Here is a 15142-nt window from a genome sequence, read left to right on the forward strand (position 1 = left end):
GATGGAAAGTGGAGAGCGGTCGGAGGGGCGCAACCGGTGCAAAACAGTGGTGCAGTCGGAAGTGGATGCTGCGCGGTGCCCCGTACCGACGTGCACTGCAAGCGCGTCAGCGCCTGCACCGCTGAGCCCCTGCCTTCAGCTGGTGCCTGCGGCCTTCAGTCAGTGCCTGAAACACGCAAACGCACAGGTGCTTTCGCTTCGACGTCCTTCCCCCGCTCGCGGACGCTTCGATGTCCTTTCCCCGCCTGCGGACGCTCCGACATCCTTCCCCCCGCCTGCGGGGGAAGGTGCCCGAAGGGCGGATGGGGGCGGCAAACCTCAAAAATCCACCTGCACGCTCAGACGCGCCGTGCGCGGCGCACCCGGAAACAGATACGCATCGCCCTGGTATTCGCCGGAATCGCGCCAGTAGCGTTTGTCGAACACGTTGTCCACGTTCAAACGCCAGGTGGTCGCCAGGCCGCCCAGTGCAGTGGCGTAACGCGCACCCAGGTTGGCCACGGTGTACGCCGGCACGCTGGCATTGCCGAGCCGGTCGGCGAACTTGCGCCCGCTGTATTGCACGCCTGCCAACACCGCCAGGCCATCGACGCCAGGCACGCTGTAGTCGGCCTGCACGCTGGCACGCAGCTTGGGCACATTGATCGCCTGATGGCCTTCGTAGTCGGCAATGTCGGTCTCTTCGGCGCGTGCGCGGATGGCGGCGACGCTGACGAACAGGCGCAGTTGCTCGGTAGCTGCGCCGTCGGCGGAGAGTTCCAGCCCGCGGTTGTGCAGCCGGCCTTGTTGCACGAACAGCAAACCTCCATCGGCCTGCTGTTGGGTGAATTGATAGGCCTGGCGGATGTCGAACAGCGCCGCGCCCAGGCGCAGGCCATCCAGTTCGAGCTTGGCGCCGGTTTCCAGCTGGTAGGCCTTGGTCGGCGGCAGGACTTCATCGGCGTTGTCGGCAAACCACGGTGCAGTGCCACCGGCGGCAAGACTCTTGGCGTAGCTGGCATACAGCGACACGTTTTGCTGCGGCTTGAACAACAGCGCGGCCTGCGGCAACACCGCATCCTTGCGGGTGCGTCGTTCCAGCAGCCCATCGCGGTCGAAGGCGCGCTCGTCCAAGCGGACAGCGCGTGCGCCGAACGCCAGTTCCCACTGCGCGCCCAGGCCGATGCGGTCGGCCAGCACCAACGCACGTTGACGGCTATCCAGGCGGCGTTGCTTGGGGTCCAGCGCCACATCGGTCTGTGCGAAAACCTCCGGGTCGCGATCGATGCTGCCGCTGCCGACGAACTCGTTGACCGAGCCAAAGCGGTCGATGGTGCGGCGTAGCCAGTCGCCGCCGATGCTCAGGTGATGCTCCAGCGCGCCGGTGACCACGTGGCCTTCGAGGGTGGCGCGCAGTTGATCGTGCACGCGGGTGTCGTCGGGGCTGCGGTAGTCGTAGACGTCGTACTCGCCTTGCGCGCTGAAGACGTTGGGCGTGGCGATGTCGGCACAGCTTGCCGCGCCGTAGCAGCCCCAGGCGAATGCGGAGAAATCGTTGATCACCGAACGGCTGCGCGAAGCCTCGGCAGTGGCGCGCCAATCGTCGTTGAACTGATACGCATAGCGCAGCTGCGCGTTGAGCGAGTCCATTTCCACCGGCCGCGCCCACGGCTGATAACCGAGCAGGCGGTGCACATCGATGTCGCGCGGCACATGCGTGCCACCGAGCAATTGGTAGCCGGGCACCGAGCGTTGTTGCCGATGCTGATATTCCACATCCAGCTGCAACAACGATTGCGCACTGATCTTCCAGTCACCGGCCAGCGACAGAAAATTGCGGTAGCCGTCGGCGTGATCGACATAGCTGTCGATGTCTTCGCGTGCGGCATTCACGCGCAGGCCCAGCGTGCGCTCGGCACCGAACCAGTCGCCCAGGTCGGCGGCGACATAGCGCGAGCCCTGCTCGTCGGTACCCAGGGTCACGCTGCGCACATGCTCGGGGCGTTTGGTGCGGTAGTCGATCAACCCGGCCGGTTCGTTGACGCCCGACTGCAGCCCGGCCAGGCCCTTTAGGATCTGCACCTGCTGCTTGTTTTCCAGCGCAATCGACTGCTCGCCCACCGCGCTCAGCCCGTTGATGCGATAGCTGTTGGCGGCGTTGAGCGAATAGCCGCGCACCACGAAGTTTTCGTAATAGCCAATCGGTGCATACGCATCGCCGGCGGAGGCATCGGCGCGCAACACCTCGCTGAGCACGCGCGCCTGGCGATCGAGCAATTGCTGGCGCTCGATCACCGCGATGGAGGCCGGCGCATCGAGCAGGGGCGTTGCGCCGAAGCCGGTCAGCGCCGTGCTGCTATCGCTGCGCTCGCCCAGCACGTTGACCGTATCCAGTTGCACCGCTGACTCGCCGGGTTGCTGCTGTTGCGCCAACGCAGGCGTGGCCAGACCTAGCGCCAGGGCGAGCGTCAGCGGGCGACGGGGAAGTGCGGCTAGCGACAGACGGGACATGCACGGAACTCGCAAAGAAAGAGAGGAAAGAAACGGGGTTGCCGCTCATCGCAGTAGCGCTGCGCGCGCATTCAGATGCGCAAGCAGCGCTTGACCATCGGTGCTGGCAAACCAGTCCGCATGACCCAGCAGATAGCGGTGATAGGCGATGTCCACGTTGTCGGGCGAACGCGTGATGCCGGCGAAGTACTCGATCTCGCTCAAGGCGAAATCGGCATGCACGATCGGCAACAGGGCGGCCAGGCAGCGCAGCTGTGCAGCGCTCAGTGGGCGATGCAGCGCATAGCCATCCAGCAAGGCATCGAGTTGTTGCAGGTCCGCCTGCGCACGCGCGCCGGTATCCAGCTGCAGCCACGGGATCAGGTTGCGTTCGATGGCGGTGGCCAGATCGAACAAGGCACTGCTGCGGTCGCTCAATCCGAAGTCGAAGATCGCGCTGACCTCGGCGGCGCCGTGGTCGGTATTCCACAGCAGATTGGACGCATGCCAGTCGCCATGCGTCCATAGCGGCGGCATCGCATCGGGCGCAGACAGCAGCGGCCAGGCACGCGCATGCCAGGGCAGCAGGTGAGTGATTAGATCGTGTTGCCAGGGGAAGTCTTGCAACGCTGCGGCCAGATGCGGCCGCGCGGGCAACACGCGCTGCAGCGCCTGCAGCGGGTCTTGCTGCACGAACAGCCGCAGATTGGCGACCAGTACGTTGGTGGAGCGCGGCGGTGCATCGAAGCCCTGCGCGGCGTGATGCAGCCGTGCGAGCGCAGCCCCTGCAGCTTGTGCGTGCCCAACCTGGCTAAACGGTGTCCACGACAAGGCATCGCGATACAGGTCGCGCCCGGCACCGACGCGTTGCACTTCGTAGACCCATTGGCCCTGCGCGAGCGCAGTCTGGCCGTCAGCCGCGTACAGCACCTCCACCACCGGCGCGCCAGCCCAGCGCAGATGGGCCATGAAGCTGTGCTCTTCGCGCAAGGCAGCGACACTGCGCACGCTGCAGTGATGGCGCTTCACGATGACCGCGCCGGATGCGGTCTGCACGCAGGCAGCGGCGGAGAACGGACGCGCGCTGTGCCAACGCACGCCTTCGTCAGCCCCGAGCCCGGAGAACCGCTGCAGCACCTGGCGGATTTCATCCACGGTCAGAGCCGGCCAGTCGGGCAGGGCCAGCTCCAGGCTCATGCCATGGACCTGATGGGTCGCGCTCATGCGCACACCCTCTGCAGACATGCCGAGCAGAGGGTGAGTGGTATAGACCAATTGCGCGAAGCCGATCCAACGGGGCCGGCACGCAGACCGGCAACAACACGGACGGCGCTGCCGGGCCGTCGTTGTCGCGCTGGCGCCATCAGGCGGTCGCGCGACATGGAGTGGAAGGGCAGCGCGAAACCGAAAGTTCGCTGGCCGTCATCTCAAGATCAAATGTGGGAGTGCCGCAAGCGGCGCCGAACCACGCCGCGTGGCGGCGGTCGGTCGCGCAGTATGCCCCGTGCCGCCGCCGGCCGCCATGCCGGCCCGTCGCCGCGATGGCGCTGCGCGGTCCCGGCACCGGATAATGACTAGATGACTCCAGTCCAGATCGCCGCCGTCGTCGTCACCTATCAGAGCAGCAGCACCATTGATGCCTGCTTGTCGCGGCTGCGTGCGGCCGATGGCATCAGCGAGATCCGGGTGGTCGACAACGCGTCCAGCGACGACACTCTGGACGTGGTGCAGCGGCATGCGTTGGCCGATGCGCGCGTGCACTTCATCGCCAACCCGGATAACCCCGGCTTTGCCACTGCCTGCAATCAGGGTGCGCGCGACTCGCAGGCGCCCTGGCTGGTCTTCATCAACCCGGATCTGATGGTCGAAGCCGACACCCTGGTGCAGTTATGCGCGCGCGCCACCGGGCATGCCGCGGTGCTGCTGGGAGTGGAGCAGGTGGACGAACACGGCCGGCCGGATGCAGCCGTGCGTCGCCGCGACCCTGACTTCGCCGCGATGCTGCGCGCCCCGCGGGCCGCTGCCCAGCTGGCGGTGCCCGCCAATCCGTCGCTTGCCCTGCAGCCGGTGGATGCGATCTCCGGTGCCTTGATGCTGATGCAGCGCAGCCTGTTCGATCGCCTGGACGGCTGGGACGGCAGCTACCGTCTGCACGCCGAGGACCTGGACCTGTGCCGGCGCGCGCGCCAGGCCGGTGCGCTGGTCGCGGTGGCCAACGATCTGCAGGTGGTGCATGTGCGCGGCGTGTCCAGCCGCTCGCGGCCGTTCTTCGTGGAATGGCACAAGCACCGCGGGTTGTGGCGGTATTTTCGCAAGTTCGAGGCCGGCCAGCGCGGGCCGTTGACCCAGCTCGGGGTGTGGCTGGCGATCTGGACCCACGCCGCCGCTCAGGTGCCGCGATTGTTACGACAGAAATGAAATGACTGGCGTTAAATTAGTGATAAATCGGTGATGGGGAAGCGGCCGAAACTGTGATACGTTTCGCCGCGAAGTGTGACCTAGTCTGTGCTTCCTGTCCCTAACGGGTCCCCCATCAGGAATCGTACAAATGTCTTTACAGAACGACCCGCGCTCGCGGGTACGTCCGTCGTGCCTTACCTGCGTGCAGTCCAGCCCGGTTGCCACATCGTCTACTCCGCCCCCTAACACCCGCCGCCTGTCGGTGGCCGCGGTGTATGCACTCGCCTTGAGTTGCGCGCTGGCCGCGTTGCCGGGGAGCGCCATCGCCGGTGCCTGGACCCAGCCGCAGGGCGATACGTTAGTGATCGTCAAGGCGCTGCATAGCGATGGCCGTGGCTGGTTCGACGACAGTCACCACCGCACGACCTTCGGCGACGGCCAGCAATTCGATGGCAACGGTCGCAGTCGCCAGGACCAGCTCAACGTCTATGTCGAGCATGGCCTGACCGATAAGCTCAGCGTCATCGGCAATTTCTATTTCAACGACATCGGTTTCAGCAACCACGATGCCGTCAACGGTCGGCAGCGGACCACGACCACCGGCTTTGCCGATCAGGAAATCGGCCTGCGCTATGCGCTGCCGAGCGCGCAGAACGATGTGTGGCGCAGCTCGGTGCAGGCGCTGGTCAGCATCCCGGCGTATGGCCGCAGCAAGACCTATCACCCGAATAATCCCGAGGCGAATTCCGATCCTGCGCTTGGCCTGGGCGACTATGGCCTGGAGCTGCGTTACAGCCGCGGCCGCGGTTACACGCTGGGCGGGCGCAACGGCTACGTCGATCTGGGCGGCGCAGTGCGCCTGCGCGGCAGTGCTGCCTCCGACGAAGTGCGGGTGGATGCGTCCACCGGTCTGAGCCTGACTCCGAGCTGGCTGCTGCTGGGCGAGCTCAACGTGATCCAGGGCCTGGGCAACGGACGTAGCAACTTTGATGTCCCCGGCTCTGCTGGCGGCGTTGGCTTCGTCGCCACCGGCACCAACTACGACCTCACCAAGCTGCAGCTGTCGACGCTGTACACCGCGCCGGGCGGCAGCCAGTGGCAGCTGGGATACCAGCAGCCGGTGATGGGCCGCAACACCGGTGCCGCAGGCGGGCCGTTCGTGGCCGCCTGGTGGCGGTTCTGAGGACGCCACGACAATGACGGTCACCTGCGACGAAATGGACGCGCTGGGACGGGCGCCGGACATCGGCCGCGAACGCGGTCTGTTGGGTCGCGCGCTGGTGACGGCAGGCGTCATCAGCGACGAACAGCTGCGCTCGGCGCTGGCGTTGCAGCAGCGCTGGAATTCGCGTCTGGGCGATGTGATCCTGGCCCAGCGCGGCGTGCCGGCGCAGCGCTTCTACGCCATCGTTGCCGCGCACTTCGGGCTGGAGTTCATCGATCTGGTGCAACAGCCGCCGGACGCCGAGCTGCTCACCGCCGGCGATCTCGATAGCTACGCGCAGCGTCTGCTGCTGCCGTGGCGTCGCGAGGACGGTGTGCTGGTACTGGCGGTGGCCGATCCCGACCCGGCGGTGTTCGCCTGGGCGCGCGCGCACTACGGCGAAGACGTGCGCTTTGTCGGCACCGCCAAGTTCGATGTGATCTGGAGCCTGCAGCGCTACGCCGACGAGCAGCTCACCGACAACGCGCTGAACCTGCTCGCCTCGCACGCACCGACCTACTCGGCGCGCCAGGTGGTCACGCGTGGGCAGAAGTTCACCTTGTGGGCGATCGCGGCGGTGTTGCTGATCGCGATGGTGCTGTTCCCGGTGCCTGCGCTGATCACCGTCAACGTGCTGGTGGCGCTCGGCTTTTTGGCGACGTTCGGTTTGAAGCTGTTGCTGGTGTGGTTCGGTTCGCGCCACCGCATCGACATCAAGGTGACCGAAGACGAAGTAGCCGCGCTGCGCGACGACGACTTGCCGGTCTACACCGTGCTGGTGCCGATGTACAAGGAACCGGAGGTGTTGCCGATCCTGGCCAACGCGCTACGCAAGCTGGATTACCCGATCAGCAAGCTCGACGTGAAGCTGGTGCTGGAAGCCGACGACTTCGAGACCATCGACGCGGCCAAGAAACTCGGCCTGGAAGCGTTCTTCGAAATCATTCGGGTGCCGCCGTCGCAGCCCAAGACCAAGCCCAAGGCCTGCAACTACGCGCTGCATTTCGCGCGCGGCGAACTGCTCACCATCTACGACGCCGAAGACAAGCCCGAGCCGGATCAGCTCAAGCGCGTGGTGGCCGCCTTCCGCAAGGCGGAAAAGGATGTGGTGTGCATCCAGGCGCGGCTGAACTACTACAACGCCGACGAAAACTGGCTGACGCGGATGTTCACGCTGGAGTACACGCTCTGGTTCGACTTCTACCTGCCGGCGCTGGAATACCTGCGCATCCCGATTCCGCTGGGCGGTACCTCCAATCACTTCCGTCTGGACGTGTTGCGCCAAGTGCGCGCGTGGGACCCGTACAACGTCACCGAAGACGCCGACCTGGGCGTGCGGCTGATCCAGAACGGCTACCGCGTCAACGTGGTCAATTCCACCACGTTCGAAGAAGCCAACGTCAGCATTCCCAACTGGATCCGGCAGCGCTCGCGCTGGCTCAAGGGCTACATGCAGACCTGGCTGGTGCATATGCGCGACCCGGTGCATCTGTATCGCAGCACCGGGTTCAAGGGGTTCTGGGGCTTTCAGTTCTTTATCGGCGGCGGATTTTTCACCGCGCTGGGCGTGCCGGTCTTGTGGGCGCTGTATGCGGTGTGGATGGTCACCGGTACCACCATGTTCGAACGGTTCTTCCCGCCGTGGCTTGCCGCGGTCTCGCTGGTCAATCTGCTGCTGGCCAATGCGTTCTTCATCTACATCACGCTGGTGGCCGCGTTCAAACGCGACTACTTCAAGTTGGCGCCGTACGCGCTGACGGTGCCGTTTTACTGGGCGTTGCAATCGATCGCCGCCTACAAGGGTCTCTGGCAGCTGATCCACAATCCGTTCTATTGGGAGAAGACCACGCATGGCATCAGCAAGCATTCGGAAAACGAACGCCGCGCCGCACTCGAAGAGTGAGCCGGTCGCGCGTCGCGACAGCGGCTTGCCGGCGTTTCTGGTGGCCGTGGTGGCGCTGTCGCTGCTGAGCCAGCCGTTGTTGGTGCAGTCGATGGGCGGTGTTGCACCGACCAGCGCGCCCGGCGTCGGTGTGCCGGCCAGCGGCCTGCTGGCCTGGGCCGTCGATCTGGCGTTGCACCGTTGGGATCTGCCGTTTCAGGTGTGGCCGTTTTTGGCGGTGGCTGCCAACGCCTTGTTCCTGTCGCTGCTATGGCGCGATCTGGCCGGCGTGTTCGGGCGTGGCTGGGCCAGCGGGCTGACCCTGCTGGTGGGCTGCAACCCGCTGTTCCTGCTGCCGATCGCCGTCGGCGGCAGCCAGGCGGTGGGCCTGCTGGCGTTCTACGGCTTGTGCCGCACGCTGCGCCGCCTGCAGGCGCCGGTGGAGGCCTTCACCTATCTGCGTATCGCCGGGTGGTTGTGCATCTTGCTGTGCCTGGATCTGCAGACATTGGCGTTGTCGACCATGGTCGCGCCGTGGCTGCTGCTGGTGATGCCGCCGCAGATGTTGCGCAAGGCGCCGGGCTCGTTCTACCTGGTGTGCTATCTGCCGTTCGCGTTTCTGGTCGGCATGTGGGCCTACGTCAATCTGACCGTGTTCAATGCGCCGTGGCCGACCCTGTCGAGCATCTCGCAAGGGGCCAGTCCGCTGCCGTTGCCGCTGGCCGCACAGGCCGAAGGCTGGTTGCCGGCGGTGCGTTGGAGCGTGGCGGCGCTGGCCTGCTTCCCGGTGTTGGCGTTGGTGATGCGTGCGCGCAACGGTGCGCTGGCGCGTGGCGTGGTGGCCAGCGTCGGCACGGTGATCTGCGCGGCCGCGCTGTCGTTTGCGTTCGGCTGGGCGGGCTTCGATGCCTTGCTGCTGCTGTGGGTGCCGGCAGCCTTGTTGCTGCGCGCCTTGCAGGCCGACCAGCGCAGCCAGGCAGCCGGGTTGTTGCTGCTCGGCCTGATCGGCGCGGCCTGGGTACAACCGCAGGGCTGGGGTAGCTGGATGCGTACAGCGCCTGCCGATGCGCAGTCGCTGCTGCAGGGCGACGCGGTGGTCATGGCCGCACCGGTGTCGCTGCCGGTCGCGCGTGTGGCGACCCCTGCGGCGGCGGATACGCTGACGCCGTTGGTTGAGGCGGATGCCGCGATCAAGACGCACGTGCCCGCGCAGATGCGCGCCGCCGCCACGTCAACCGGCCCTGCAACCGCGACCGCGCTGCAGCCGGACGTGGCTAACGCAGCGCTGCGTACCGGCACCTGCGTGCAGGGCACGGCAGCGTCGACCACCGAGGTGTCTGGCGCATGTGCAAACGCGTTCTAATCCTCGCAGCGTTGCTTGCCGTGTGCCTGCTGGCCAACGGATGCAACGCGGCCGCGCCGATGTGGATGGGTGCCAACGTCAAGGTCTCGGCCAATGCGCCATGGGAAAGCGCTGCTGCTGCGCAGTCGCTGGATGCGTTGGCCGGCACCGGTGCGCGCAAGGCGCTGCTGGTGGCCTTCGTCTGGCAGGCGAACCCGCAATCGAACGACCCGGTGCTGGGCAGCGACAGCAGCCTGGAGGCCATGCGCGCTGCGCTGCGTCAGAGCCATCGGTCCGGCCTGCAGCCCACGCTCAAGGTGCATGTGTGGGTGCCTGGCCACTGGGCCGGCGAGGTGGCGCCCGCCGACCAGGCAGCCTGGTTTGCCGCATATCAAAAAGCGCTGCTGCCGTTGGCACAGCTGGCGGAAGACGAACACGCCGAAGCGTTGGTGGTCGGTACCGAACTGCGCAAGCTGCAGGACGCGCCGCAATGGCCTGCGTTGGTCGCGGCGGTGCGCAAGGTCTATCGCGGCAAGCTGTTGTATGTGGCCGACGGGATGGAGCATGCAGAAACCTTCCATTACTGGTCGCTGTTCGATGCGGTCGGCACCAGCCTGTACCCGCGTCTGTCCGACGCTGCCGGCGCGCGCGCGACCGAGATGAATGCCGCCGCGCAACGTCTGCAGGACCTGGGGCAGCGCGTGGGCAAGCCGGTGTGGGTGGCCGAGCTGGGCCTGCGCTCGGCACGCGGCAGCCTGGCCGCACCGTGGGAAAGCCCGGAGCAACGCACCGCCGCGGTGGATACCCGCCTGCAGCTGCAGGTGCTGCAGCAGTGGCGAAAGGTGTTGCAGGCGCACGGCGTGGACGGCATCGGGCTGTGGTGCTGGTACACCGACCCCGCCGCCGGTGGCCCGGGCGATAGCGACTTCACCGTGCAGGGCAAGCCGGCACAGCAGGTGCTGGCGCGTTGATGCGCTGACGCGTGGCCGTGCGGCCGTGCTCGGCGCCATGGCAGCACGGCCGTTGTGTGGGTGGTCACCACTCGTTGCGTGTGCTCAGGTGTTGCATCTGTGGTCGGGGATCTGCGCTCTGCGGCGTTGCGGCCACTGCAGACGCCCGCAAAAATTCGACAAGGCCCCCGCGCTTGAGCGCAGGGCCAGAGCCGCGGCCGGCGGCCGGGTCACGCCCACTTGCACGCGCGGCCACTGCCGCTGCGGGCATAATCCGGCGGCATGATCATCCATTCGCTGCTCGACACCGACCTGTACAAATTCACCATGATGCAGGCGGTGCTGCATCAGCATCCGGCCGCGCAGGTCGATTACCGCTTCAAGTGCCGCACGCCCGGCGTGGATCTGGCGCAGTTCATCGACGAGATCTCGCGAGAGATCGATGCCCTGTGCCGGCTGCGCCTGCGCGAGGACGAGGTGGACTATCTGCGCAGCCTGCGTTTCATCAAACCGGACTTCGCCGACTTTCTGGGGCTGTTCCATCTGGACCGCAAGTACGTCCAGCTGTCGGCATCGACCACCCAACCGGGCGAGATCGAGCTGACCATCCGCGGCCCGTGGCTACACACCATCCTGTTCGAAGTGCCGCTGCTGGCGATCATCAACGAGGTGTGGTTCCGCAATACTTCCGAGCCGGATTTCGAAGAGGGCCGCAGCCGTCTGCACGCCAAGGTGAGCAGCCTGCGCGACATGCCGGCCGGCTGCAAGATCGCCGACTACGGCACCCGTCGCCGCTATTCGCGGCACTGGCATGGCGAGCTGCTGCCGCTGCTGCGCGATGGCCTGGGCGAGCAGTTCGTGGGCACCAGCAACGTGTATTTCGCCAAGCACTACGGGCTGACCCCGCTGGGCACCATGGCGCACGAATACCTGCAGGCGTTCCAGGCGCTGGGGCCGCGGCTGCGCGACAGCCAGGTCGCCGCGCTGGAATCGTGGGCGCGCGAATACCGCGGCGATCTGGGCATTGCGCTATCGGACATCGTGGGACTGGACGCATTCCTGCGCGATTTCGACCTGTATTTCTGCAAGCTGTTCGACGGCATGCGGCACGACTCCGGCGACCCGTTCGAATGGGGCGAGCGGGTGATCGCGCATCTGGAAGCCCACCGCATCGATCCCAGGACCAAGGTGCTGGTCTTCAGCGACGGCCTCAACATCGACAAGGTGATGCGCCTGTACGCGCACTTCCACACCCGCTGCCGGCTGGCCTTCGGGGTGGGCACCAGCCTCACCAACGATCTGGGGCCGACGCCGCTGCAGATCGTCATCAAGATGGTCCGCTGCAACGGCCAGCCGGTGGCCAAGCTCAGCGATTCGCCGGGCAAGAGCATGTGCGAGGACGTCGGCTACCTGCGTTATCTGCGCGATGTGTTCGGTCTGCCGCCGATGCCCGACCGCGCGTGACCGGTGGCGGTAGTGATTGACGCAGGCCGGCAGTAGCTGCCGAAAAGTGCGGGCAGCTGTCAGGGAATGCCCGGAAAAGTGAGAGACATCGCTCAATCGCTAGTTGGCAAACGTTAACATTGGCATCACGCTTGCATCACTTTTAGTGCAACCGTCGTCTGTGACGTCCCTCTCTCGCGAAGCCTGTTGAATGCCTGCACTGGACCCCTTGTCGCTGTACCGCACGCGGAGCTGCTCCCGGCAGTGGCTGGGTTTTGTGCGGGCGATGGCCGAGGAGTTCGGCGCCGAGCTGCCCGAGCACGACCTGGCCACCTTGATGGCCCGGATCGGCCGCCGCTTCGCGCGCGAGCACAGGCTGACGTCCTGCACCGCGCTGGACGAGGTGCAACAGGCCGCCAATGCGATCTGGGATAGCTGCGACTGGGGCCAGTGCACGATGGACGAACACGCCGACCATGTGCAGATCCGGCACGGCGGTGCGCCGTTGAGTCTGGCGCTGGACGGGGCTGCCTGGAGCGACGGGTTCCTGCAAGGGGTCTACGAAGGGTGGTTCCAGCAATTGGGGATGCTGGCAGGCCTGGCGGTGCAGACCGCGCCGGCCGATACCGTCGATCTGCGCCTGTTTGTCTTGGCGCGGACGGCATGACCATGTGCGATCGGGCAAGGGGAGTGTGATGGCACCGAAGAACACCAAGAACGCGCCGGGGCACGACGATGTCTCGGGCCTGTTCGCGCGTCTGGGGACGCAGGCGAGCGAGGGATACCACGATTTTGCCTACACCCAGCTGCCGCCGCGCCAACCGGGCGTGACACCCGCCGAGGCGCCGGCAACGCTGCAAGCCGCGCCGGTTGCGCTGGAGGCTGTGGTCGCGCCGGTGCAGGTAGTGGCAGCAACCTCAGCAATAGCAACGTCAGCTGCAGCGGCCACACCAGGCGCGTCGTCTGCTGCCCAGCCGTCGTCCGCCATGCACGCAGCAGCGCCTACCGACCAGACAGCGAACCTATCGCCCGACGATGCGCTGGCGCCGCTACGCAAATTGCGCCAGCGCGATGAGCCTGGCACGCGCGGGCTGACGTCGCTGGAGCGGCCGGCGCAGACACCGCTGGAACAGCTGTTCCAGCGCCTGCTGCAGGCCGACGCGCGCAGCGCTGCGCACAGCCCGCTGCACCGCCTGCGCTCGCGTTGACACCTCACTTCCGTGATGCCCGGCAAGCGCGTCATGCGTTTGCCGCTGCGTTGCCGCACGTCTGCCACGTTCCCAGGATTGCCCGATGACCACTGCCCGCCTTCGTTCCGCATCACCGTTGCCCACGCTGGCAACCTGGGCGCTGTGGTTGCTGGGCGCGTTGCTGCTGGTGTTCGTGGTGGCAGTGCCGATGGATGTCACCCAGCAGCTGGTGTTCTCCGGCGTGCTGTTCGCAGTGGCGCTGGCGGTGCGCAACCGTGGCGGGCGGGTGGTCATCCTGATGATGATGGGGATGTCGCTGGCAGTGTCGTGCCGCTACATCTGGTGGCGCATGACCCAGACCATGGGCGTGGGCAGCGCGGTGGATTTCATCCTCGGCCTGGGCCTACTCGGTGCGGAGCTGTATGCGTTCGTGATCCTGGTACTGGGCTATTTTCAGGTGCTGTGGCCGCTCAATCGCAAGCCGGTGCCGTTGCCCGCCGATCAGAGCCTGTGGCCGAGCGTGGACGTGTTCATTCCCACCTACAACGAGCCGTTGTCGGTGGTGCGCACCACCGTGCTGGCCGCCAGCGTGATCGATTGGCCGGCCGGCAAAATCACCATCCATCTGCTCGATGACGGCCGCCGCGACGAATTCCGCGAGTTCTGTGCAGAGGTCGGCATCAACTACGTCACCCGCACCAACAACGCGCACGCCAAGGCCGGCAACATCAACGCCGCCTTGAAAAAATGCAGCGGCGAATACGTGGCCATCTTCGATTGCGACCACATCCCGACCCGCTCGTTCCTGCAGGTGGCGATGGGCTGGTTTTTGCGCGATACCAAGCTGGCGCTGGTGCAGATGCCGCACTATTTCTTTTCGCCGGACCCGTTCGAGCGCAACCTCGATACGCATGGCAAGGTGCCCAACGAAGGCGAGCTGTTCTACGGCCTGTTGCAGGATGGCAACGACCAATGGAATGCCACGTTCTTCTGCGGTTCGTGCGCGGTGATCAAGCGTGCCGCGCTGGAAGAGGTTGGCGGGGTGGCGGTGGAAACCGTCACCGAAGATGCGCACACCGCGCTCAAGTTGCAGCGTCGCGGCTATCGCACCGCATATCTGGCAGTGCCGCAGGCAGCGGGTCTGGCCACCGAGAGCCTGTCCGGGCATGTGGCGCAGCGCATCCGCTGGGCGCGCGGCATGGCGCAGATCGCGCGCATCGACAATCCGTTGCTCGGCCGCGGGCTCAAGCTGTCGCAGCGGCTGTGCTATCTCAACGCGATGCTGCATTTCTTCTACGGCTTGCCGCGCATCATCTATCTCACCGCACCGCTGGCGTATCTGTTCTTCGGCGCGCATGTGATCCAGGCGTCGGCATTGATGATCCTGGCCTACGCGCTGCCGCACATCCTGCAGGCCAATCTGACCAATCTGCGTGTGCAGAGCCGCTTCCGGCATTTGCTGTGGAACGAGGTCTACGAGACCACGCTGGCCTGGTACATCTTCCGCCCGACGCTGGTGGCCTTGCTCAATCCCAAGCTCGGCAAGTTCAACGTTACGCCCAAGGGCGGGCTGGTGGCGCGCAGTTACTTCGATGCGCAGATCGCCAAGCCGTACCTGTTCCTGCTGCTACTCAACGTGGCCGGCGTGGTGGCCGGCGTGCTGCGGCTGGTCTATGTCGGCGGCAGCGGCGAGCAGCAGACGATCTGGTTCAACCTGGCCTGGACGCTTTACAACATGGTGCTGCTGGGCGCCACGATCGCCACCGCCAGCGAAACCCGCCAGGTGCGCAGCGCACACCGGGTGCCGCTGGATGTCCCGGTCACTCTGTACCTGCCCGACGGCGGCGCGCTGGCCTGCCGCTCGGTGAATTTTTCCACCGGCGGCATGGCGATCAAGCTCGCGCAACCGCAGCCGATCGAACCCGGCTCGGCGGTGCAGATCGGGCTCAGTCATCGCGGTGTGGAGCAGACCTTGCCGGCCGTGGTGCGGCAGGACCGCGATGGTCAGGTCAGCATCCAGTTCACGCAGATGTCGATGGAACAGGAACGCTGGCTGGTGGCGTCCACCTTTGCGCGTGCCGATATCTGGTTGTCGCAATGGGGCCAGCACGATCGCGATTCGTTCTGGCGCTCGATGGGCCAGGTGCTGGCCGCCAGTGCGCGCGGATTCGGGCGCCTGGGTCGGCATATGGTGGATAGCACGCGCCAGGGCTTCCGCCCGGCGCGCGCGGTGGATCTGGAGTCGTGAGCGTGATGCATGGT

Annotated in this window: 11 protein-coding genes; 9 read left to right on the forward strand and 2 right to left on the reverse strand. The window is 66.0% G+C overall.

The features are described 5' to 3' along the window. Positions 1 to 318 precede the first annotated feature (318 nt). Positions 319 to 2490: a TonB-dependent receptor gene (locus tag XdyCFBP7245_RS11645; protein WP_104615791.1), complete on the reverse strand. Its 2172-nt coding sequence runs from the start codon at positions 2488 to 2490 to the stop codon at positions 319 to 321. Between the two features lie 45 nt (positions 2491 to 2535). Then, on the reverse strand, positions 2536 to 3693 hold the full coding sequence (locus XdyCFBP7245_RS11650; protein ID WP_104615858.1) for a phosphotransferase enzyme family protein: 1158 nt from the start codon (positions 3691 to 3693) through the stop codon (positions 2536 to 2538). 354 nt (positions 3694 to 4047) lie between these two features. Here XdyCFBP7245_RS11650 and XdyCFBP7245_RS11655 point away from each other — a divergent pair, with 354 nt between their 5' ends. From XdyCFBP7245_RS11655 to bcsA, 9 genes are all read left to right on the forward strand, one after another. Then, entirely contained in the window at positions 4048 to 4887 is an 840-nt protein-coding gene (locus tag XdyCFBP7245_RS11655) for a glycosyltransferase family 2 protein (protein WP_104615792.1), read from the forward strand. Positions 4888 to 5017: 130 nt separating this feature from the next. Continuing rightward, entirely contained in the window at positions 5018 to 6052 is a 1035-nt protein-coding gene (locus XdyCFBP7245_RS11660) for a hypothetical protein (RefSeq protein WP_170068620.1), read from the forward strand. 13 nt (positions 6053 to 6065) lie between these two features. Next, positions 6066 to 7976, forward strand: coding sequence for a glycosyltransferase family 2 protein (locus XdyCFBP7245_RS11665; RefSeq protein ID WP_104615793.1), 1911 nt, complete (start codon positions 6066 to 6068; stop codon positions 7974 to 7976). Between the two features lie 46 nt (positions 7977 to 8022). Next, positions 8023 to 9318, forward strand: a complete 1296-nt coding sequence (locus tag XdyCFBP7245_RS11670; protein ID WP_211287686.1) for a hypothetical protein — start codon at positions 8023 to 8025, stop codon at positions 9316 to 9318. Then, positions 9300 to 10268 (forward strand): glycoside hydrolase family 113, encoded by a 969-nt coding sequence (locus XdyCFBP7245_RS11675; protein WP_170068621.1) that lies wholly within the window; start codon positions 9300 to 9302, stop codon positions 10266 to 10268. The genes XdyCFBP7245_RS11670 and XdyCFBP7245_RS11675 overlap by 19 nt, the downstream gene beginning before the upstream one ends. 261 nt (positions 10269 to 10529) lie before the next feature. After that, a complete protein-coding gene (gene pncB / locus XdyCFBP7245_RS11680; protein ID WP_104615796.1) occupies positions 10530 to 11711 on the forward strand; it encodes a nicotinate phosphoribosyltransferase in 1182 nt (393 codons plus the stop codon). Between the two features lie 190 nt (positions 11712 to 11901). After that, positions 11902 to 12357 carry a cellulose biosynthesis protein BcsD gene (gene bcsD / locus XdyCFBP7245_RS11685; RefSeq protein ID WP_104615797.1) on the forward strand — a complete coding sequence of 152 codons (456 nt, stop codon included), beginning with the start codon at positions 11902 to 11904 and terminating at the stop codon, positions 12355 to 12357. 28 nt (positions 12358 to 12385) lie between these two features. Next, the gene (locus tag XdyCFBP7245_RS11690; RefSeq protein ID WP_104615798.1) at positions 12386 to 12898 is read left to right on the forward strand and encodes a hypothetical protein; all 513 of its coding nucleotides are present in this window, start codon (positions 12386 to 12388) and stop codon (positions 12896 to 12898) included. Positions 12899 to 12983: 85 nt separating this feature from the next. Continuing rightward, positions 12984 to 15128, forward strand: a complete 2145-nt coding sequence (gene bcsA, locus XdyCFBP7245_RS11695; RefSeq protein WP_104615799.1) for a UDP-forming cellulose synthase catalytic subunit — start codon at positions 12984 to 12986, stop codon at positions 15126 to 15128. Positions 15129 to 15142 lie beyond the last annotated feature (14 nt).

This window comes from Xanthomonas dyei (genome assembly GCF_002939865.1).
GTDB classification, from domain to species: domain Bacteria; phylum Pseudomonadota; class Gammaproteobacteria; order Xanthomonadales; family Xanthomonadaceae; genus Xanthomonas; species Xanthomonas dyei.